This is a genomic window from Pseudomonadota bacterium (assembly GCA_030860485.1).
Classification (GTDB): domain Bacteria; phylum Pseudomonadota; class Gammaproteobacteria; order JACCXJ01; family JACCXJ01; genus JACCXJ01.
Window position 1 is genome coordinate 1 of record JALZID010000150.1, and the last position, 19,267, is coordinate 19,267.

Here is a 19,267-nt window from a genome sequence, read left to right on the forward strand (position 1 = left end):
TAACGCTGAAACTTTGTCACGTCGATGTCAAACAAGTGTTCAACTAACGCTGAAACTTGCCCCCTTAGCCATGACTCGCTGTAAACCACAATTCGCCGTGACAAAGACAATTTTTAGAGGTGCCCTAATGTTCACCATCGATACTTTCAACCTGCGCTCACCCCTTGGTGAGAAATCCGGGCTAGCGTCCTCACCTCGCCCACGCAAATACCCGATACTCGTCACGATGATCAACTGGGCCAGGAGGATCGAGACCGGCGCCATTCTGAAAAACCTCAGCTGCGAGACCTGCGGCACGACGACCACCGTCGTCAGTAGGGAGGCGACCAGGACGACACCGGTCCAGACGAGATAGACCCGCACCAGTCTCGAAGAAACGCCGCGGTTCGCGGTCTCCATACCGATGCAACTCATGGCCAGGAGGTGCCACCCGACAAAGGGTAGGAAGTCTTGGAGACTGGTCAGAGGTAGCTCATGGTGCGGCGCGCGGATGGAGGCAATGATGTGACGGGCATCGGCCGCCAGCGGATCGCCGGCCATCGCGTACAGCATCGGCAATTCACGGAACAAGGGTAATAGGCTCGGGGCGAACTGCAGGATCAGCCGAAGTACGAGGTCCCGGTGCCCGAGCGCCAGATGGGCCAGGCCGAAAAAGACGAAATCCAACAAGAGATAATTCGTGTGAATGAAACCGGCAACGGCAACGAACACACCAGACCATGCGTAGCGTTCGGTGATCATCAATAAAAGCCCTATCATGACCGCGCAGGCCGCTATCGAGGACGGCTCGAGTCTCACGGTCAGGCTATGCGTATCCGCCACGCTGGTGGTCCTGTCTATCACGACGAAGAACATGAACAACGCGATCGCGACCAGTGCGTCGCGCTTGAAATTGGCGTGCAGGAAAACGTAAATGGCCAGAAGGAGCGTGGCGACCAGCACTACGTTGGCGATGGCGACCGTCCAGGGCAGGGGGCCCCCAAGGTAGACAACGCGCGGATGATCGGGGCGAAGCCCTTGTGGACCAGCTCCGTGTGCGCCGCGAGCCAGTCGAACTGAAGGAACGTGGGATCGATCTCCCGGAGTGGGTGCAGGAGATAACCGGTGTGGGTCTCGAGCCCGTACGACAGTCCGAAGCTCAGCCCGACCGCCAGCGCGAGCAATGCAATCAGGGCATGCTCGAACGAGCGCCGCACATCCGTTTGCACAGGTATCTCTCAGCGCTTGGCCATCAGGGCACGCGTGATGTCGGAAATGCGGCGAGCCCAAGGCCTCAAGGCCCGTACCTCGGGCGGTAATGAACCGATCGCCGCATGGGCCGCGCCCCGATCCGGGAAGGGCCCGTACACGACGATGTGCCAGTCCTGGCCGTTCCGGTGTGTCGTCACCCAGGCCGCGAGCGGCGCCCGCCGAAGCCGAAGCCACGCCTCCGGAGCCGCAAGCCAAGCGCGCGGATCAGGCCGGAAGCGGGGCTGCCGCGGGATCGAGCTGACCGGTCACGACCGCGAGCACCGCGGCCGCGGTATACAGGCGCCAGCCATGTTTGCGTACGGCGGCCCAAGGCGAACCCCGACGCATCGGGAGCCGGAACCGCGTCGGGCACGGGCGACGGCTGGCCCTGGCGACGCCACAGGGGTCTCTCGGGCGACGGCATCGATGGCCCCGGGGAGACCGCGCGCCTCCTGATGGATGCGGTCGGCGACGCCGGTATCGAGCGGCAAGAGCGCCCCCAGCCCCACCCGTGACAGCGACCGGCGCCTCCCCCGCCATTCCCGGGACACCAGGCCTCAAGGACACCCCCTACTGGACCTCTACCGAGGGCGCTCGTGGCCGAACGCTTTCCGGAGCACCTCATCGTCTACGGGGGCTCCGTGGTCGCGTTGGAGTTGGGGCAGGCGTTTCTGCGCCTGGGCGCGAAGGTGACGGTCATTGCACGCTCCACCCTCCTCTCCAAGACAGACCCGGCCATCGGGGAAGGGCTTAAAGCGGCGCTTTATGCTCTCGTATTACCACCGGGAAGCGGCCTGACTCCGCAATCCAGTATTTGGACGATACGCGCTCGCGAGAAGGCGGGGGCGATACGGGTAGCCATTGCCGATGGCGACTCGTCGCAGGGCAGGCGGAGCACGAGCTCTGAGACGACCGGTCTTCCGGCCGATGGGCATCGCATGGTCAGCAACGAGAAGCTGGTCAGGTGCCGGCAGCATCTCCACTAGCAGGATCTCGGAGTCGGCAACCCGCGCCGCCTGCTCAGGATTCGGATTGCACGGAGACTTTCAAGGTACAGGCTCATGGCCGGACTGACTAGAGACGAAGAGCCACCGTGGCAGTTGCAGTTCTCGAATCGTCCCCAAGGACGGTCGCGCCACGGGGGAGGCCGGTCCGTGCGGTCACGGCCGCCCGGAGTGGAGCATTGGGCGCCAAGACGCCATGATACCGATCCGCTCGGCCTGACGGGCTCGTGGTGAGAAATGCGGGCTAGACCGCGCTCAGCGCCTGGCCGCCAGGGCACGCGTGATGTCGGAAATGCGGCGGGCCCAGGGCCTCAAGGCCCGTACCTCGGGCGGTAATGAACCGATCGCCGTATGGGCCGCGCCCCGATCCGGGAAGGGCCCGTACACGACGATGTGCCAGTCCTGGCCGTTCCGTTGTGTCGTCACCCAGGCGGCCTTGGCACCGAAGGCATGGCGCCCAAGGAAGCCCGACACCGTACCTCGGCTGGCGCTGCCGATGAGCTGCAAGACATAGGCATCCGCCGGTTGTGCGCGCAGCCAGCTCGATCCCGCGGCAGCCCCGCTTCCGGCCTGATCCGCGCGCTTGGCTTGCGGCTCCGGAGGCGTGGCTTCGGCTTCGGCGGGCGCCGGATCGGCGCCGTCTCTGGGCGGTTCGACGACTCGCGGGGCCGCAGCGGGCGGCTGGTTCGGACCAGGAGCCGCGACAGGAGATCGGTCCGCGGGGTTCGACTGCGGGGTCCCTGCACGCCCGTCCCCGGCCGCTGGAACGGAAGGCGCCGGAGCGGAAGGTGGCGCCGTCTGGGGCGGCGGTACCTCAAGGGGGACGACACCACTCGCGGCTTCAGGACCCACTTCGTCGGGTTGATTAACCATCTCGTAGACGATGAAACCGGTCACGACCGCGAGCACCGCGGCCGCGGTATATAGGCGCCAGCCATGTTTGCGTACGGCGGCCCAAGGCGAACCCCGACCCGCATCGGGCGCCGGAACCGGGCTTGGCGCGGACGACGGCTGCCCCTGGCGACGCCATAGCGTCTCCCGCGCGACGGCATCGATGGCCCCGGGGAGACCGCGCGCGTCTTGATGGATGCGGTCGGCGACGCCGGTATCGAGCGGCAAGAGCGCCCCCAGCCCCACCCTTGACAGGCGTTCTGCGAGATAGGCACGGCTGTCCTCCACCGTGAACGGCGGCAGATCCACCACATGGGCGACGGGCGGGCTCACCGCCGCCAGCCCCCGCGCCTTCAGGACCGTGTCGATCTCGGGCTCGCAGAACAAGACGATGCGAAACCGGTGCGCGTCCCGCGACGCTGCTGGACTACCTCCACGCGGCGGAATGGCCAGGGAGAACAGGAGCTTCAGCGCCTCCTCCGAGAGCTCGTGGGCGTCGTCCACGAGCACCACGGGGACGAAGCGCGTGTCGGTCGAAGCGGCGAGCAGGTCCTCCAGGGCGGCGAGCAGGGCATCCCGGTCCTGGCCGCGCACGCCCGGGTTCAGGGCCTGGGTCAGATCGCGCAAGAGCGCCAGGGGGTCGAGCATGGCATTGGCCTGGATGCGGGCCACGCGCCAGCCATCATGGGCCATCGCGAGGATCTCGTCGAGCAGCGCGCTCTTGCCGCTGCCGCGCTCCCCGATGACATAGAGCAAGAGCCGGCTGTCATCGATCAGGTGCTTGATGAGGTCCAGGCGCGGGCCGAGCGCCGGCGTCTTGAGATAGAAGCGCTCCGACCCCTCGTTCCAGACAAGTCCGCTATCCGGTTTCTCGACTTGGCGCTCGCTCGACATGTCGCCCATTGGTGGCCGGTGTACCTCTACCATTTCTCGAACCGTTCGATCATCGTTTGGCACGGCATTCCGCCAGTGTCAGGTCCAGGGCCGCGGCGTCGTAGCCGGGCGTCACGATGGCCTTGCCCAAGTCCTCCAAGAGCACCAGTCGCAGCGCGCCCTCACGGGCCTTCTTGTCGACGGCCATGAGGTCGCGCATCTCCGGCGCGGACAGCACGGCCGGCGCCCGAACCGGCAGGCCCGCGCGCCGTACCAGCGCCTCGATTCGTTCCACGGCGGCGCCATCGAGCCAGCCGAGCCGCGCCGACAGTCGGGCCGCGAGGCACATCCCCGCCGCCACCGCCTCTCCGTGCAGCCACACGCCGTAACCGAGCCCGGTCTCGATGGCATGGCCGAAGGTGTGGCCGAGGTTCAGCAGGGCCCGCGGGCCGATCTCGCGCTCGTCGGCCGCCACGATCTCTGCCTTGTTGCGACACGAGCGTTCGATCGCATGCGTCTGCGCCACCGGATCGCGCGCCAAGAGGTTCCCCAGATGCTCCTCGATCCACAGGAAGAGCTCCGGGTCCCGGATCAAGCCGTATTTTATCACCTCGGCAAGACCCGCTCGGTACTCCCGGTCCGGGAGCGTCGCCAGGGTATCGGTGTCGGCGATGACGCAGCGCGGCTGGTGGAAGGCGCCGATCATGTTCTTGCCGAGCGGATGGTTGACCGCCGTCTTCCCGCCGACCGAGGAATCGACCTGGGCGAGCAGGGTCGTGGGCACCTGGAGGTAATTGACGCCACGCTGGTAACAGGCCGCGGCGAAGCCCGTGATGTCGCCGACCACCCCTCCGCCGAGCGCTACGAGCGCGCACTGCCGATCGAAACGCCGCGTGAGCAGTGCCGTGATAATGCGCCCCATGGTCTCCAGGGTCTTGTGCTCCTCGCCGTCGGAGAGGACCACGGTGGCGGTGTCGTAGTCCGCGAGCGCCTGCATCTGGCGGGCGAGGTACAGGGGTCCTACGGTCTCATCGGTTACCACCATGACGTTCCGGCCTTCGAGATGCGGCCGGATCAGGTGCGGGAGGGGAAGTAGCCCCGACCCGATGTGGATCGGGTAGGCCCTGTCCCCGAGATCGACCTCCAGGGTCTTCATTGTCGTGGGGCCGTGGTGATCTCGTGGACCAACTCGCGCACCGTGCGGCCATCGGTATCGACGATGAGGTCCGCGACGTCTCGATACCAGGGATCGCGCTCGGCGAGCAGTGCGGCGAGGCGCCCCTTGGGATCCGCGGTGCGGAGCAAGGGGCGGCCGCGGTCCCGCCAGGTGTGTGCGTAGAGTCGGTCCACCGATGACCTGAGATAGATGACGAATCCCCTCTCCCTGAGCCACAGGCGGTTCTGCGGCTCGATCACTGCACCGCCGCCCGTGGCCACGACGGTGTCTCGTAGTTGCGTGAGCTGGTCGATGACCTGGCGCTCGCGCAGGCGAAAACCGGCCTCGCCCTCGACCTCGAAGATGACCGCGATGCTGACCCCGGTGCGCTCTTCGATCTCCCGGTCGCTGTCTTGAAACGCCTTCCCGGTCACGCGCGCCACGCGCCGCCCGATCGTCGTCTTCCCGGACCCCATCGGCCCGACCAGGTAGATGTTGGTGGTATTCAACAAGATATGCGGCGACCTCGGGCGACGGCAGAGGCGTCGTGGCACCGGAACCGGCGAAGACGATATGCCAAGGGCCGAGGGCAGTGCAAGAGCCCGTAGGATGCGGCTGTGTCTCATCGCCTCCTACGGGCTAATCAGCCCGGCCCGCGCTACTCGACCGGGAAGCGGGCCTCCCTACGGACAACCGAGAAGCGGTCGCGGCCGAGCTGCAATACCGCGGGACCACCGGTGATACGTGCTGGGCTAAGGCGGCGTGGGATGGGATAGAACCGTACAACGGGCGCTGTCGGATCCCAAGGACTCAAGAGGGCCGGGATAGGCTATCCGCCGCCACGAAGAAAATGTGGGCCGAACACCGTGGGGAGCGCCGGGCGAGCATCTCCGCGGGCGTGCGGCGGTACTGGGAGCGGGTGAGGCTTCACCGGACCGTATGAGGTGAACGCATGACGCAGACCATCCCAATCGAGGTCGCTACTACGAACGTTCATGGAGTGGCTTGGGCAGGGTGGCTGGGGCGAGGGCGAGATAGAGAGCGCGTTCAAAAAGGGTGCGCCCTATCCGTGGCGCGAGGGTCCCTGCGAATCATATTGCAAGAAACTTTGCGAATTGCTTCTGGCCGCCTGTCCCCAATACCGATCCGGTGGTTGTGCCCTCTAAGTCGGCGAGCGAGATGTCGCTGAGGTCGCCGCGGGAGAGACGGAAATCGCGCCGTACATCGTTGCGATTGCTGTGCTCATAGAGCCCACCGAAGACCACGGTCCCGCCATTGTCCACTAAGACCTCGGTCGTGACGTTGCGCGTATCGAAGGAAACGCCCCGTGCGGACCCGCATGCGGGGTGTTGTGGGGAGGGCGGGCTAAACACCCGCCCTTATCCGATTGGGCGAACCCACTAGCAGCCCAAACAGGCTGCCGCTTTCGGCTTCGGAGCAGTTCAAGGTTCTAGTCTTCCACTCCTGCATGCATCTCTGATTTCTATACTCATTCCGATAACAGTAAGCACCGGCCTTATGATCCCAAGAATAATAATTACCGTCATTGTGTTTGAATGGCTTCCTGACCGCGACTTTCCCGTTGCCTTCAAAGCACGACATAACCGGACCTTGGCCAGCGCTATAGCAGCCCCCCTCGGCGTGAGACAGGTTTACGTCCGTACCTGCTAACAGTACCGATAAGACTTAATAAGACTACATATGCCGATTTTTTTCATCTTCAAATCTCCCCGTAGCCACCTGTAGAGCTATCAAAAAAAGCGCACTCCAATTTTGTCGCCCAACGCCGATTGTTAGAGCGCACTGCCAACCGCCCTGATCCGATCGAGGTTGCCTTCAGGATCAATATTAAGCGTCTCATCAACCGGCGAAGAGGAGTAGCCATTATCTTGACGATCGCGAGCTAGCGGAGCGTCAAGCTCTCCTTCATGACCTTGGGGGTGACGAAGATCAAGAGCTCGTCCTTGTTCCGCGCGTTTAAAGTATTGCGGAACAGGGTCCCAAAGTAGGGGAGCTCGCCGAAGAACGGCACGCGCCGCACATCATTGCGATTGGCGTGCTCGTAGATGCCGCCGAGGACGACGGTCTCGCCGTTGTCCACCAGGACCTCGGTCGTGACGTTGCGCGTATCGATGGAAGGGACATTGGCGAACACTTGCCCCACCGAATCCTTGTTGACCTGGATGGACATGTTGATGCGGTCGTCGGGGGTGATGTGCGGCGTTACCCGCAGGCTCAGCACGGCCTTTTTGAACTCGATGTCGGTGGCACCGCTGGAGGTCTGGGAGACATAGGGGATCTCGCTGCCTTGCTCGATCACGGCTTCTTTCTGATCGGTCGTGATGACCCGCGGGCTCGAGACCACCTCCCCGCGCCCCTCGGCCTGCAAGGCCGAGAGCTCGAGTTGCAGGAGGTAGCTCCCGATCTTGCCGACCGCGAGGCCAATCGCCCCGGCCGGGGTTGCGGCCGGGAGGTCCACGATAAAGTTCTCGAGGTCATCGGTGGTGAAGGCCGTGGCCGTGCCGTCAGCAAAATTCGTATCCCCCGGCTGCGTGCCGCCCACAACTACGCCGAAATTGTCCGTCGAAAGCCCCGAATTCTTGCTGTAACCGAACTTTACCCCGAGCTCACGGGAGAAGTCCTGATTGGCGATGACGATGCGCGATTCGATCAGGACTTGGCGCACCGGCACGTCCAAGGTCGTGATGACCTTGCGCATCTCGGCCAGCTTTTCCGCCGTCTCCTGAACCAACAGGGTGTTGGTACGCTGGTCTACGGAAACTTGGCCATCTTTCGAGACGAGCTTGTTGCCCTCGGTCTTGAGCAAGGTGGCGACATCGGCGGCCTTGGCATAATTGAGCTCGATGAACTCGGTCTTGAGCGGCGCCAGATCGGCGAGCTCCCTTCGGGTCGCGGCTTCGGACTTTTCACGCGTAGCGATCTCGTCCCGAGGCGCCACCATGATCACGTTTCCCGACTCGCGCTTGTCTAGGTCCTTGGATTTCAAAATTATGTCTAAGGCCTGGTCCCACGGCACGTTCTTCAGGCGCAAGGTGACGTTACCGGCGACGGTATCGGTCGCGACCAGATTCTTTTGGGTAAAGTCCGCGATGAGCTGAAGCACGGCCCGGACTTCGATGTCCTGGAAGTTGAGCGAGAGCTTCTCGCCGGTGTAGCCGAACTTTTCCTTTTTGAGGGCCTGCTCCTCCTCCTTGGTGAGTGGCTTGACATCGACGGTCAGGACCTTATCGGATTGATAGGCGAGGTGCTCGTAGTGCCCACTCGGGGTGATGACCATTCGGGCGCCGCCCTCGTGGGGGAAGGTATCGACTTCTTTGACCGGGGTGGCGAAATCGAGCACATCGAGCCGCCGGTCCAGACGCTCGGGTAGGGCGGCATCGGGGAAGTCGATGATGATCTGGCCAGCTTCTTCGCGGACATTGCTGATGAGGCCCGATTCGGACAGGAGCACGATGATGCGGCCTTCTCCGGCCTCGCCGCGGCGGAAATCGACGTCCTCGATCCCGGGCCCGGCGGGCCTCGCGGGAATAGGCCGCCCCGGCTTAACCTGTAGACCGGCGGGCCGTGGACCCGTGGCCACCGGCGTGGTCGCAACGGACGGGACATCGGGCATCATCGCCCCGCCGCTGTGCAGGGTGACTACCACGGCGCTGCCCTCGACCCGCAGATCGTAGGGAACCTGGCGCACCAGATTCAGCACCACCCGCGTCCGTCCCCCGGCCTCGACCGCGGTGACGCTTTGGGCCGGTCCGACGCCGATGGCACGGTGGCGATCCGCCAAGTTGAGCCGGGTATCGGCGAAGTCCAGCGCGATGCGCGCGGGGTTGTCGATGGTGAAGGCCTGGGGCGGTTTGCCCGGAGGCCCGGAAAGCCCGAGTCGCACCTGCACCTCGTTGCCTGGTAAGGTGGTAAAGCTCACCTCGTCCAAGGTGAGCGCGGCGGCCCGTGCCGCCCCCGGGATCCCACTCAAGATCCCTATGGCACTCAAGACCCCTATGACCATCCACAGGGCCACGAGCCCCCGGCTGGCAACCCGCCCTCCACCCTGGCGTGTACCATGCAACATTGTTCTCTTCATACGCGACGCCTATGCTCTTGATGTAACTGTAACCGTCGAGGGTTATTCGGTGAGCAGCGCCAGCGACGCCGGACGTTCGTCCCAGCCCCCCTGACCATCGCCCACGATCTCGCGCACCTCGATGCGTTCTTCCGCGATCCGGGTGACCTTGCCGTAATTGCGTCCCATGTAGCTACCGGTCGTGACGCGGTGCACCGTCCCGTCCCCATCCAGCACGATCCCCCATAAGCTCCCTAGGTTTTGTAGTGTGCCGACCATTCGCAGGCTGTCGAGCTCGAAGTTCTCGAGCTCCTCGAGGTTATGGGTCTGGATCTCTTGGACGAACCGGCGCTGCGCGTCACTCACGTGGCGCTCCGCCGGCGAGGCGCGTTTGACCTCGTAGTAGGCCTCGAAGGGATCGCGCCGGGCGGCATCAGCGGACTGGTAAAGATAACGCTCGCTGGGTTTCATGACCGGCAGGGGCTCGATGCGACCGCCCTGACGCGATTGCACCTCGGCCACGAAGGCCTGCAGATCCGTCTGGTCGCGCGAGCTGCAACCCCCGAGCGCGATTGCGACACCGGCAAGCGCGAACCATGGCCGCCGTGCGGGACGATCTCCGGCTGACATGATCAGGACCCCGGCTTCTGGTTGACCGGTGCCGGCGTCCCTGCCGAGTCTTCCTCGTCCCCGAGATAACGATAAGTCTTAGCGGTCGATTCCATCACCAGCCCCCCCCCACTCGATTTATTAGAGGTGATATGGATGTTGTGCTGCGTGACGATGCGCGGAAGATCGGCGACGCCACTGACGAACTGACCGAACTGGTGGTAGCCCCCGGTGACCCGGATCTGGATCGGCAGCTCCACATAGAAATCGGCCGGCTGCTCGTTGCCGGGCTTGAACAGCTCGAATTCTAGGCCGGAGCCGAGCCCCTGCTGCGAGATGTCGACCAGAAGGCCAGCGACCTCGGTTTTGTTCGGGAGCCGTTTGAGCATGTCACCGAACGATTGCTTGATGTCCTCGAGCTGCGCCGTCAAAGCCTCGAGATTGAGGACCTTGGCCTGCTTGCCCTCCAGGTCTTGCTTGAGCGCCAACTCCTTCTGCTCGGCCTGTTCGAGAAGGGTGGTCTGGTCTTGCAGGTCGACGTACCAGCCGGCCGCTAAGACCAGCAGGCACACCAGCCCGATCGCCACTGCCTTGACTGGCCTGGGCCAACTCCCGATGTTCTTGAGATCGAGTTCTCGTAGCTCGGATACGTTCATGTCTTGCCCCCCTTGCCCGCCGCCGAGCCGGCACCGGCGTCGGCCTCCGAGGTCTCTTCGCCCTTCTGCTGCACGACGATCGTGAAGTTGTTCACCCGGCGTTGTTCTTCGATCTTGCCGGCGGCCTTGTCGGCCGGCTTGTCGCCACCCTTGGTCTCAATGATGTCCAGGCGCGGTTCCTTGAACACCGGTGAGGCCTCGATGTTGCGCATGAAGTTGGAGACCCGGGCGTTCGATTCGGAGATGCCCTTGAAGGTCCACTCGGTGTTGGACTGGGAGATCTCTGTGATGGATACGCCGTCCGGGAGCGCCGTCACGATCTCGTCGAACAGCCGCACCACGACGGGTCGGCTGGTCTGCAGCGTCTCGATGGCGCGCATGCGGTCGATGAGTTGCTGCCGCTCACGCTCCAGGCCCTGGATCTTCTTGATCTTATCGTCGAGTATGGCGATCTGCTCCTCCAGATAGGCATTACGCGCGTTCTGCCCGTCGATGCGGTCCTGATAGATCAGGTGCACTGCGACGATCACGGCCGCGCTCATGATCACGCCGACGACCATGGCGGTACCAAACCGCCGGGTGCGCTCGCGCCGCCGCTCCTCACGCCAGGGTAGTAGATTGATCCGGGCCATCAGTCGAAGCTCCTGAGTGCCAGTCCGAACGAGATCATGAGCGCGGGGGCGTCGTTCTTGAGGGCCTGGCCCTTGATGCCCGGCGCCAGGGGTGTCTCTGCAAAGGGGTTGGCTACCGCCACCCGCGTGCCGCACTTGGACTCGATGAGGCCGGCGATCCCCTCTATCGACGCGCAGCCGCCCGCCAGGACGACCTGATCGACGGCACCCACCTGGCTCGACGAATAGAAGAACTGGAGCGCCCGATTAACCTCCAGGGCCATGGTCTCCTTGAAGGGATCGAGCACCTCCGGTCCATAGTTGTCCGGCAGGCCCCCCTGGCGTTTCGCCAGCCCCGCTTCCTGATAGGAGAGACCGTAACGGCGCTGGATCTCCTCGGTGAGCTGCCGGCCACCGAACAACTGCTCGCGGGTATAGATGACCCGCAGATCGCGCAGGACGCTGAGGCTGGTGGTGGTGGCGCCGATGTCGACGACCGCGACGGTATCCCCGGGCTCGAGGTCTCCCCCCCGCCGCAACATGGAGCCGACGGCGTTCTCCAGTGCGAAGGCCTCGACATCGACGACCTTGGCGATGAGCCCGCCCGTCTCCAGGGCCGCCACCAGGACCTCGACGTTGTCGTTGCGGGAGGCCGCGAGCAAGACATCGACGCGGTCGGGCTCGCGCTCGGAAGGTCCCAGGACCTCGAAATCCAGCTTCACCTCCTCCAAGGGATAGGGGATGTACTGGTCGGCCTCGAGCCGGATCTGGGTTTCGAGCTCGTCCTCGGAGAGCGCGCTCGGCATGGAGATGACTTTGGTGATCACCGCAGCCCCGGAGACCGCACAGGCCGCTGTCTTGACCCGGGTCCCCGATTTCTTCACCGCCCGTGCGATCGTCTCGCCAACGACGTGGACATCCGTTATATTTCGCTCCGTGACGGGGTTACCGGGGAGGGGTTCGACCGCATAGCTCTCGACGCGGTAGCGCTCCTCACTGCCGCCGAGCCCCAGGACCTTGATCGAGGTAGAGCTGATGTCCACGCCCAGCAAGGACATCTTGTTCTTTCCGAACAGTGGCACGCTTTATCCCCCGTGGCGCATGTAGTTACGCCAAGGACTTCGGAATCGATTTAATTATAGTGCGGGGATCGGTACACCGCTCGATGTCGACCGCCCACACACCGCTCGTTGCGCCTTATCGAACCCCACGTACCAAACTTTAGCCCAAGATCTCGGGTCCCCTGTGCTCCGTCCCCTCCTAAAGCTCCTGGTCCTCTTGCTGACGCTCGTGGTGCTTGGGAGCGCCGCGAGCCTGGCCTATCTGGTTCGCCACCTACCGTCCATAGAATCCTTGCGGGCCATACACTTACAGGTGCCACTCAAGGTGTACACCCGCGATCGATCCCTGATCGCGGAGTTCGGCGAGAACCGGCGCGCGCCGGTCAAGCTGGAAGACGTCCCGCGTCCCTTCCTGCAAGCCGTGCTGGCGACCGAGGACGAACGCTTCTACCAACACCCCGGGGTCGACTGGCGCGCCATTCTGCGCGCCGCCCTGAGCCTCGCCATGACCGGCGTCAAGACCCAGGGGGGCAGCACCATCACCATGCAGGTTGCCAGGAACTTTTTCCTAACCAGGGAAAAGACTTATGTTAGAAAGCTCAACGAAATCCTATTGGCTCTTAAGATCGAGCGCGAGCTGCGCAAGGATGAGATCCTGGAGCTGTATCTGAACAAGATCTATTTCGGGCATCGGGCCTATGGGGTCGCGGCGGCGGCTCAGGTGTACTACGGGACGGACCTCGACCACCTGGGCCTTCCGGAGCTCGCGATGATCGCCGGACTGCCCAAGGCCCCGTCGAAGCTCAACCCCATCACCAACGCGGAGCGTGCCAGAGAGCGCCGGGGCTACGTGCTTGGCCGCATGCGAGACCTCGGATTCATCGACGCCGACCAGTACCGAACGGCAGTCAATGCCAAGGACCGCGCGGAGTTGCACGGCCACCGCGTCGAGATCCATGCCCCTTACGTCGCGGAGATGGTACGGGCCCATATGGTCGAGCGCTTCGGTTCGGAGGCTTACACGGCCGGCTACCGGGTCGTGACCACGATTGGCGACACCTATCAGCCGGGGGCACAGGAGGCGCTGCAGGCCGGTTTGATCGGCTACGACCGCCGCCACGGCTACCGGGGGCCGGAGGCGCACCATGATCTGCCGCCGGGAGCCGGGGAGTCGGACTGGAAACGGATCCTGGCCGACTACCCGAACATCGGGGCGCTGCGGCCCGCTCTGGTCGTCGGGATCCGGGACCGATCCGTCATGGCCTTCAACACCGACTCGGGCCTCTTCGCCCTCGACTGGGACGGCCTGTCGTGGGCCCGTCCCTATGTGGACGACGCCCATCGCGGCCCGGCCCCGAAGCGGGCCGGCGATATCCTGCAGGCCGGCGACGTGATCCGGCTCCATGTCGATGACAATGGGCTATTCACGCTCGCGCAGATCCCCAAGGCCGAAGGCGCCGTGGTGCTCCTGGACCCCGCCAACGGCGAGGTCCTTGCGTTGTCCGGCGGCTTCGATTTTTCCCTGAGCAAGTTCAACCGCGCCACCCAGGCGCGCCGCCAGCCCGGCTCCGGCTTTAAGCCGTTCATCTATTCCGCGGCCCTGGAGGCGGGCTACACCGCGGCCAGTATCGTCAACGATGCCCCCATCACCTTCTATGACCCGGGGCTGGACAGCGTATGGCGCCCACAGAACTACACGCGCAACTACAAGGGACCGATTCGCTTGCGCGCGGCCTTGGCACTGTCTCGCAACCTGGTGTCGGTGCGTCTGTTACGCGGGATCGGTATCAAGCGCGCCCTCCGTCATATCCAGCGCTTCGGTTTCGGGCGTGACGAGTTGCCGCGTAACCTTTCGCTCGCGCTCGGCACCGGGGGTCTGAGCCCGCTCCAAGTCGCCGCCGGCTACGCCGTGTTCGCGAACGGTGGCTTCCGCGTCACGCCGACCTTCATCGCGCGTATCGAGAAAGATGCCGGCGAGGTGGTGATGGAAAAGGCCCCGGAACCGCCCGCAGAGCCCGACTGCCGCGACTGCCCGAAATCGCCATCGCCTGATGACGCCGGGCCGGGCGGCGCCGTGCGCGCCATCAGTGCGCAGAACGCCTGGATCATGAATTCCATGCTCCAGGAGGTCATCCGCTCGGGTACCGCGCGCGCCGCCCGGGTCCTGGAACGCCACGACCTGGCCGGTAAGACGGGTACCACGAACGACCACAAGGATGCTTGGTTCTCGGGCTACACTCGCCGCCTGGTAGCGAGCGTGTGGGTCGGGTTCGACGAGTCCAGCTCGCTCGGGCCCAAGGAGACCGGCGCACGGGTCGCGCTGCCTGTGTGGATCCGTTTCATGAAAAGGGCGCTGCATGGCGTGCCGGAGGCCATCGTGCCCGAGCCGCCGGGGCTCGTCACGGTGCGCATCGATCGCGACACCGGCCTCGTGACCGACGCCGATAACCCGCACGCGCTCTTCGAGGTGTTCCGATCGGATAGGATCCCACGCCATCATGCCGGCCTGCCGACCGCGCGCAGCACCACCCCGGCCGAGACGGCGGCCTCCGTCCCGGAGCAACTCTTTTGACCCGTCGAGCCACCCGCCACGCCCCGGCCCGCATACGCGCGACGGCCCCGGGTGAGCCATCGGGTGAGCGCCTGCACGTGGCCCGACTCGCGGCCCGGATCATGGCCGAGGAAGGCGTGGCGACCCCGGCCCAGGCGCGCGCCAAGGCGCTCTGTCGGCTCGGCATCCCGGCGCAGCGAGACGTCCCCGACAACCGCCAAATCGCGGCGTTCCTGTGCGAATACCAGCGCCTGTTCCAGGCCGACAGCCAGGCCCAGGCACTCCGGATACGGCGCGCGGTGGCGCTGCACGCCATGTCGCTCCTGGACGAGTTCGAGCCGCTCGTCGCCGGGCCGGTCCTGGACGGCAGTGCCGGAACCCAGTCGTGGGTGAGCCTGCACCTGTTCGCGGATGCCCCCGAGGACATCGGGATCGCACTACTCAACCTGGCCATCCCCTACGAGTCCGGCGACAAGAAGCTGCGCCGCGCTAACGGCCTCGTGGTCTTCCAACCCTGCTTCCGGTTTATGGCCGACGAGGTTCCGGTCGAGATCATCGTGTTCCGGCGTGCCGAGCGTCATGAGCCGCCGCTATGCCCGGTGCTCGACCGGCCCATGACGCGCGCCGATCGCCGCCGGCTTGCCGGCCTCATCGGCCCCGAGGGCTTGTGAAAAAACCGTCGCGAGGGAAGGGAGGTCGCGAGCGCAGTAGGTTTTTTCACAACCTCTGAGCCTGGCGGAGAACGTGGAGCCCGGTGAGGGGCCGGCGCACATCCGCATCCTGCGGGTCGCCCTCGCCCTCCCCGTCTCGCACCTCTATGACTATCTCCCGCCCAGCGACTGTCCCAGCGAACGGCTGGTGCCGGGGCATCGGGTGTGCGTGCCGTTCCAGGCCGGCGCCCGCATCGGTTTTCTGATCGAGGTCTCCGACGGGAGCGCGATCGCGCCCGAAAAATTGCGCCGCGCCATCGAGGTCCTGGACCAGGCGCCGATCATCGGGCCTGCGCAGCTCGGGCTTCTGATCTGGGCCAGCGACTACTACCATCATCCGCTCGGGGAGGTCGTGGCCCAGGCCCTCCCCAGCTCGCTCCGGCGGGTGCGGGCTATCGCTCCCCGCATCCGAGGCGCCCCCGGGCCGTCCGCGCCCTCCGCCGCGCCGGTGCTCACCGCCAACCAGGCCGATGCCGTTCAGCAGATCACGACCCGTCTCGACCGATTCGAGGTGTTCCTGCTCGAGGGCGTGACCGGGAGCGGCAAGACCGAGGTCTATCTGCGCATCGTCGAGGCCGTGATCGAGCGGGGCAAACAGGCCCTGTGCCTGGTCCCGGAGATCGGGCTCACGCCGCAGACCATCGCGCGCTTCCAGGAGCGCTTCGCGGTGCCCATCGCCGCCACCCACTCCAGTCTATCGGAAGCACAACGGCGCGCGGCGTGGTGGACGGCACGCGAGGGGCTCGCCCCGATCGTCATCGGCACCCGCTCGGCGGTGTGGTCGGAGCTCTGCCGTCCCGGCGTCATCGTCGTCGACGAAGAGCACGATCTGTCCTACAAACAGCAGCAGGGGTTTCGATACTCGGCCCGGGATATCGCCATGATCCGTGCCAAACGGCATCGCATCCCGGTGGTCCTCGGCAGCGCCACACCCTCCCTCGAATCCCTGCACAACGCCGCGATCGGCCGTTACCGGCACCTGCGCCTGCCGGCCCGCGTGGGGTGTGCGACAGACCCCACGGTCGAGGTCATCGATCTGCGCCGCGGCACGGCGCGCGGTCCGCTTTCGGCCGCCCTCATCGCGCGCATCACCGAGACCCTGGCCGAACGGCGGCAGGTGATCGTGTTCGCGAATCGGCGCGGCTACGCGCCGCTCCTCTTGTGCCCCGAGTGCGCCTGGGCGGCCGGCTGCGATCGCTGCGACGCACGCCTCGTCTATCACCACGAGACGCGCCGCCTGCGCTGCCATCACTGCGGGGCCGATCGGCCCGTGCCGATGGGCTGTCCCGAGTGTGGGAGCGCCTTTCTGTGTAAGGTCGGGCACGGCACGGAGCGCGTGGTCGAGTCGCTGCGGGAACACTTCCCGGCGGCCCGGGTACTGCGGCTCGACCGCGACGCCGTGCGCGGCCAGGCGGCCTGGGAGCGGGTGCTCGCCCGGATCGCAGAGGGAGACGCGGACATCCTGGTCGGCACTCAGATGCTCGCCAAGGGCCACCACTTCCCCAAGGTCACCCTGGTCGCGATCGTGGACGGCGATCAGGGGCTTTACGGCACCGACTTCCGGGCCGGCGAGCGTCTGGCCCAGCAACTCGTACAGGTCGCGGGCCGTACCGGACGCGCCGAGGACCCGGGCCAGGTCGTGATCCAGACTCACAACCCCCATCACCCCCTGCTCGCGGTGCTGCTCCGCGAGGGCTATTCGGCGTTCGCCGCCATGGCCCTCCGGGAGCGCCGCGAGGCCGGGCTCCCGCCCTTCAGCGCGCTGGCCCTGGTGCGGGCCGAGGGCCGCGACACCCGCGCCCCTGAAGCCTTTCTCCAGGAGGCCCGATCGCTCGGTTTACGTGAGGGGCACCAGGGCGCCGCCCTGCTCGGACCCGTGCCGGCCCCCATGGAGCGACGCGCCGACCGCTACCGCTGGCACCTCCTCGTCCAGGCCCGCGAGCGGAACCGCCTGCAGACCTTCCTGCGCGTGTGGCTACCACAACTCGCGGCGCTCAAGTCCTCGCGGCGGGTGCGGTGGTCGGTCGATGTAGATCCGCAGGAGCTGCTTTGATGATCAGCCGTCACGCGGTCAAGGGGCCGCTGAGGATACGGGCTCGCGACCGGTAACGTCGGTCCCCAATCCACGATAAGCGCCCCCCGTGCCACCGATTGAAAACGCGGCAGCCTTATTCACGCAGGTTTGTCGAAATACCTGGATCCCCTGCTCCCGGCACGTCGCGCTTGGCAGCCCAGTCGATCAAATGGAAGCCCATCAAATTACCTTCAGACAGTTGCAGTTCGATGGGCTAGATGCAACCGTGCGCGGCGAATGTGCCATCCCCTTCGATGACGCGACCGCGGCTGCCTTCGAGCAGCAGGTGAGGTCCCCAATATTTCCACTGGACAAACGGTTGATTCCGGACGGCCACATCTCCGTCCACACCGAAGGCATGTCGGAACAACTCGATGATCTCGGGACCGTCCGCCGGAGTAGACGCGCGTCCAATCATAGGCACCTGCCCGGAATATCCTTACCGTCCATGCCGATCAACGGAATGCAGCTACTGCCCGAGAGGCACGGGCCTGACCGCACTCTAGTCGGTGGGGGAGGCTCGGTTTGGTTCGATGGTCTCGGACGAAGACATCGCAGCGATACAACGCGAGGTCGGAAGCCAGGACCAGGGATGGCCCCGCCTGCGCGCCGAGGATGCAGCGCATGCTCCGTCTCTTCGCCCGCGCGGGAGAGCTGAGCCTCGCAGAGGCCGGCGATCCCACCGCTGCTTAGTCCTCCGACGAAGCTCTGCCCCGAGCTCCGGGGCGCGGGGTTCGACTGCGGACAGCCTGCGCGCAAGGACCGCTCGGGCGCTTATGCGCTGCAAAACCTGCAGGCCAGCGCCGCGACCACCTTACTGGCCTGCGACGGGGAGGCGGTCGTGGAGTTCTACCGCCCGGTACGAGCGGTTCGGTTTCCCTCGCCCCTCGATCCGCTCCAGCCCCTATGGCTGATCAAGGACGCGCGGAAGACCTTCGAGTCGCCATGACCGAGGCGCGCGGAGAGGATCTCACGGAAACCGATCTCGCCGACCCCGCGCGCGACCGGCACGACGCGGCCGCCTGCGGAGCCTCTAAGGCAGTTGCGAGTGCCGTCTGCGCGCATCCGCCGGAAGGGGCGGAGCGGCGGCGATGGCGGACGGGAGGGGCGCCGGGCGAAGGCAGGGAGGGCGGTTCCCGCGCATTGCGCCACGCTCGATCCCCGGAGTTCCACCATAGTGCATCGCTGATACCGGCTCGGCGCCGGATCGACACCGGCCACACTCCCGGTGCCGGATTGCCAAGGTGCGTTCAATTTCCTATAAATAGCTACCCGATCCCGATCCCTTGAGCCACCCCCCGGAACGGCCCGAGCCGGTGAGGACACCCTGCGAGTCGGCGCTGCCCAGGACAAGCCATGATCATCTCGAAGCCATGATCATCTCTAAGAAGTACGAGGTGCTGAGCCAACTCGGGGAGGGCGGTATGGGTGTGGTGTACAAGGTCCGCCACACCGCGCTCGAGAACGTCTCTGCCCTGAAGGTGATGTCCACCCACTTCGGGGACGACCCGGACCTGGTCAAGCGCTTCTACCGCGAGGCCCGGGTCCTGGCCCGCCTGAACCACCCCAACATCGTGCGGGTGATCGACATCGAGCGGGACGAGGAACTGAAGTTCTACTACTTCGTGATGGAGTACATCGAGGGACAGACCCTGCGCGATCATCTCCAGGAGTCCGGGCCCCTGGGTATTGCGCAGGTCCTCGCCATCACCAAGCAGGTGGCCGGCGCGCTCGATTATGCGCACCACTACGACCCGCCGGTC

The 19,267-nt window shown here is 65.4% G+C and carries 17 protein-coding genes and 1 pseudogene; 5 read left to right on the top strand and 13 right to left on the bottom strand.

Annotated elements, in window-relative coordinates:
• Positions 1-39 precede the first annotated feature (39 nt).
• From M3461_08245 to M3461_08255, 3 genes are read right to left on the bottom strand one after another with little or no spacing between them, the layout of a single operon-like run.
• The gene (locus M3461_08245) at positions 40-942 is read right to left on the bottom strand and encodes a hypothetical protein (protein MDQ3774336.1); all 903 of its coding nucleotides are present in this window, start codon (positions 940-942) and stop codon (positions 40-42) included.
• Complete coding sequence (locus M3461_08250) at positions 942-1,208, bottom strand: hypothetical protein (protein ID MDQ3774337.1); 267 nt, start codon at positions 1,206-1,208, stop codon at positions 942-944. The genes M3461_08245 and M3461_08250 overlap by 1 nt, the downstream gene beginning before the upstream one ends.
• Positions 1,209-1,217: 9 nt before the next feature.
• Entirely contained in the window at positions 1,218-1,388 is a 171-nt protein-coding gene (locus M3461_08255) for an SPOR domain-containing protein (protein MDQ3774338.1), read from the bottom strand.
• Positions 1,389-1,741: 353 nt separating this feature from the next.
• Here M3461_08255 and M3461_08260 point away from each other — a divergent pair.
• Positions 1,742-1,991: pseudogene (locus M3461_08260) on the top strand (FAD-dependent oxidoreductase).
• Positions 1,992-2,489: 498 nt separating this feature from the next.
• Here the strand turns inward: M3461_08260 and M3461_08265 are convergent.
• From M3461_08265 to M3461_08305, 9 genes are all read right to left on the bottom strand, one after another.
• Entirely contained in the window at positions 2,490-4,019 is a 1,530-nt protein-coding gene (locus M3461_08265) for an AAA family ATPase (protein ID MDQ3774339.1), read from the bottom strand.
• A gap of 49 nt (positions 4,020-4,068) precedes the next feature.
• Complete coding sequence (gene aroB / locus M3461_08270; protein MDQ3774340.1) at positions 4,069-5,154, bottom strand: 3-dehydroquinate synthase; 1,086 nt, start codon at positions 5,152-5,154, stop codon at positions 4,069-4,071.
• Positions 5,151-5,666 (bottom strand): shikimate kinase, encoded by a 516-nt coding sequence (locus M3461_08275; GenBank protein ID MDQ3774341.1) that lies wholly within the window; start codon positions 5,664-5,666, stop codon positions 5,151-5,153. Before M3461_08275 ends, aroB begins: the two co-directional genes overlap by 4 nt.
• A 579-nt stretch (positions 5,667-6,245) precedes the next feature.
• Positions 6,246-6,527, bottom strand: coding sequence for a type II and III secretion system protein (locus M3461_08280; GenBank protein MDQ3774342.1), 282 nt, complete (start codon positions 6,525-6,527; stop codon positions 6,246-6,248).
• Between the two features lie 530 nt (positions 6,528-7,057).
• Entirely contained in the window at positions 7,058-9,241 is a 2,184-nt protein-coding gene (locus tag M3461_08285; GenBank protein ID MDQ3774343.1) for a type IV pilus secretin PilQ, read from the bottom strand.
• 54 nt (positions 9,242-9,295) lie between these two features.
• The gene (locus tag M3461_08290) at positions 9,296-9,862 is read right to left on the bottom strand and encodes a pilus assembly protein PilP (protein MDQ3774344.1); all 567 of its coding nucleotides are present in this window, start codon (positions 9,860-9,862) and stop codon (positions 9,296-9,298) included.
• Between the two features lie 2 nt (positions 9,863-9,864).
• The gene (locus tag M3461_08295; protein ID MDQ3774345.1) at positions 9,865-10,497 is read right to left on the bottom strand and encodes a type 4a pilus biogenesis protein PilO; all 633 of its coding nucleotides are present in this window, start codon (positions 10,495-10,497) and stop codon (positions 9,865-9,867) included.
• Complete coding sequence (locus M3461_08300) at positions 10,494-11,129, bottom strand: PilN domain-containing protein (GenBank protein MDQ3774346.1); 636 nt, start codon at positions 11,127-11,129, stop codon at positions 10,494-10,496. Before M3461_08300 ends, M3461_08295 begins: the two co-directional genes overlap by 4 nt.
• Positions 11,129-12,166 carry a pilus assembly protein PilM gene (locus M3461_08305; GenBank protein ID MDQ3774347.1) on the bottom strand — a complete coding sequence of 346 codons (1,038 nt, stop codon included), beginning with the start codon at positions 12,164-12,166 and terminating at the stop codon, positions 11,129-11,131. The genes M3461_08300 and M3461_08305 overlap by 1 nt, the downstream gene beginning before the upstream one ends.
• Positions 12,167-12,353: 187 nt before the next feature.
• Here M3461_08305 and M3461_08310 point away from each other — a divergent pair, with 187 nt between their 5' ends.
• From M3461_08310 to M3461_08320, 3 genes are all read left to right on the top strand, one after another.
• Complete coding sequence (locus tag M3461_08310; GenBank protein MDQ3774348.1) at positions 12,354-14,741, top strand: penicillin-binding protein 1A; 2,388 nt, start codon at positions 12,354-12,356, stop codon at positions 14,739-14,741.
• The gene (locus M3461_08315) at positions 14,738-15,391 is read left to right on the top strand and encodes a hypothetical protein (protein MDQ3774349.1); all 654 of its coding nucleotides are present in this window, start codon (positions 14,738-14,740) and stop codon (positions 15,389-15,391) included. Before M3461_08310 ends, M3461_08315 begins: the two co-directional genes overlap by 4 nt.
• 73 nt (positions 15,392-15,464) lie before the next feature.
• Complete coding sequence (locus M3461_08320) at positions 15,465-17,483, top strand: primosomal protein N' (GenBank protein MDQ3774350.1); 2,019 nt, start codon at positions 15,465-15,467, stop codon at positions 17,481-17,483.
• 235 nt (positions 17,484-17,718) lie between these two features.
• Here M3461_08320 and M3461_08325 read toward each other — a convergent pair whose 3' ends face one another.
• Positions 17,719-17,922 carry a hypothetical protein gene (locus M3461_08325; protein ID MDQ3774351.1) on the bottom strand — a complete coding sequence of 68 codons (204 nt, stop codon included), beginning with the start codon at positions 17,920-17,922 and terminating at the stop codon, positions 17,719-17,721.
• A 955-nt stretch (positions 17,923-18,877) separates the two neighbouring features.
• Here M3461_08325 and M3461_08330 point away from each other — a divergent pair.
• Positions 18,878-19,267: serine/threonine protein kinase (locus M3461_08330; protein MDQ3774352.1), on the top strand; the 390-nt coding region annotated here is incomplete at its 3' end.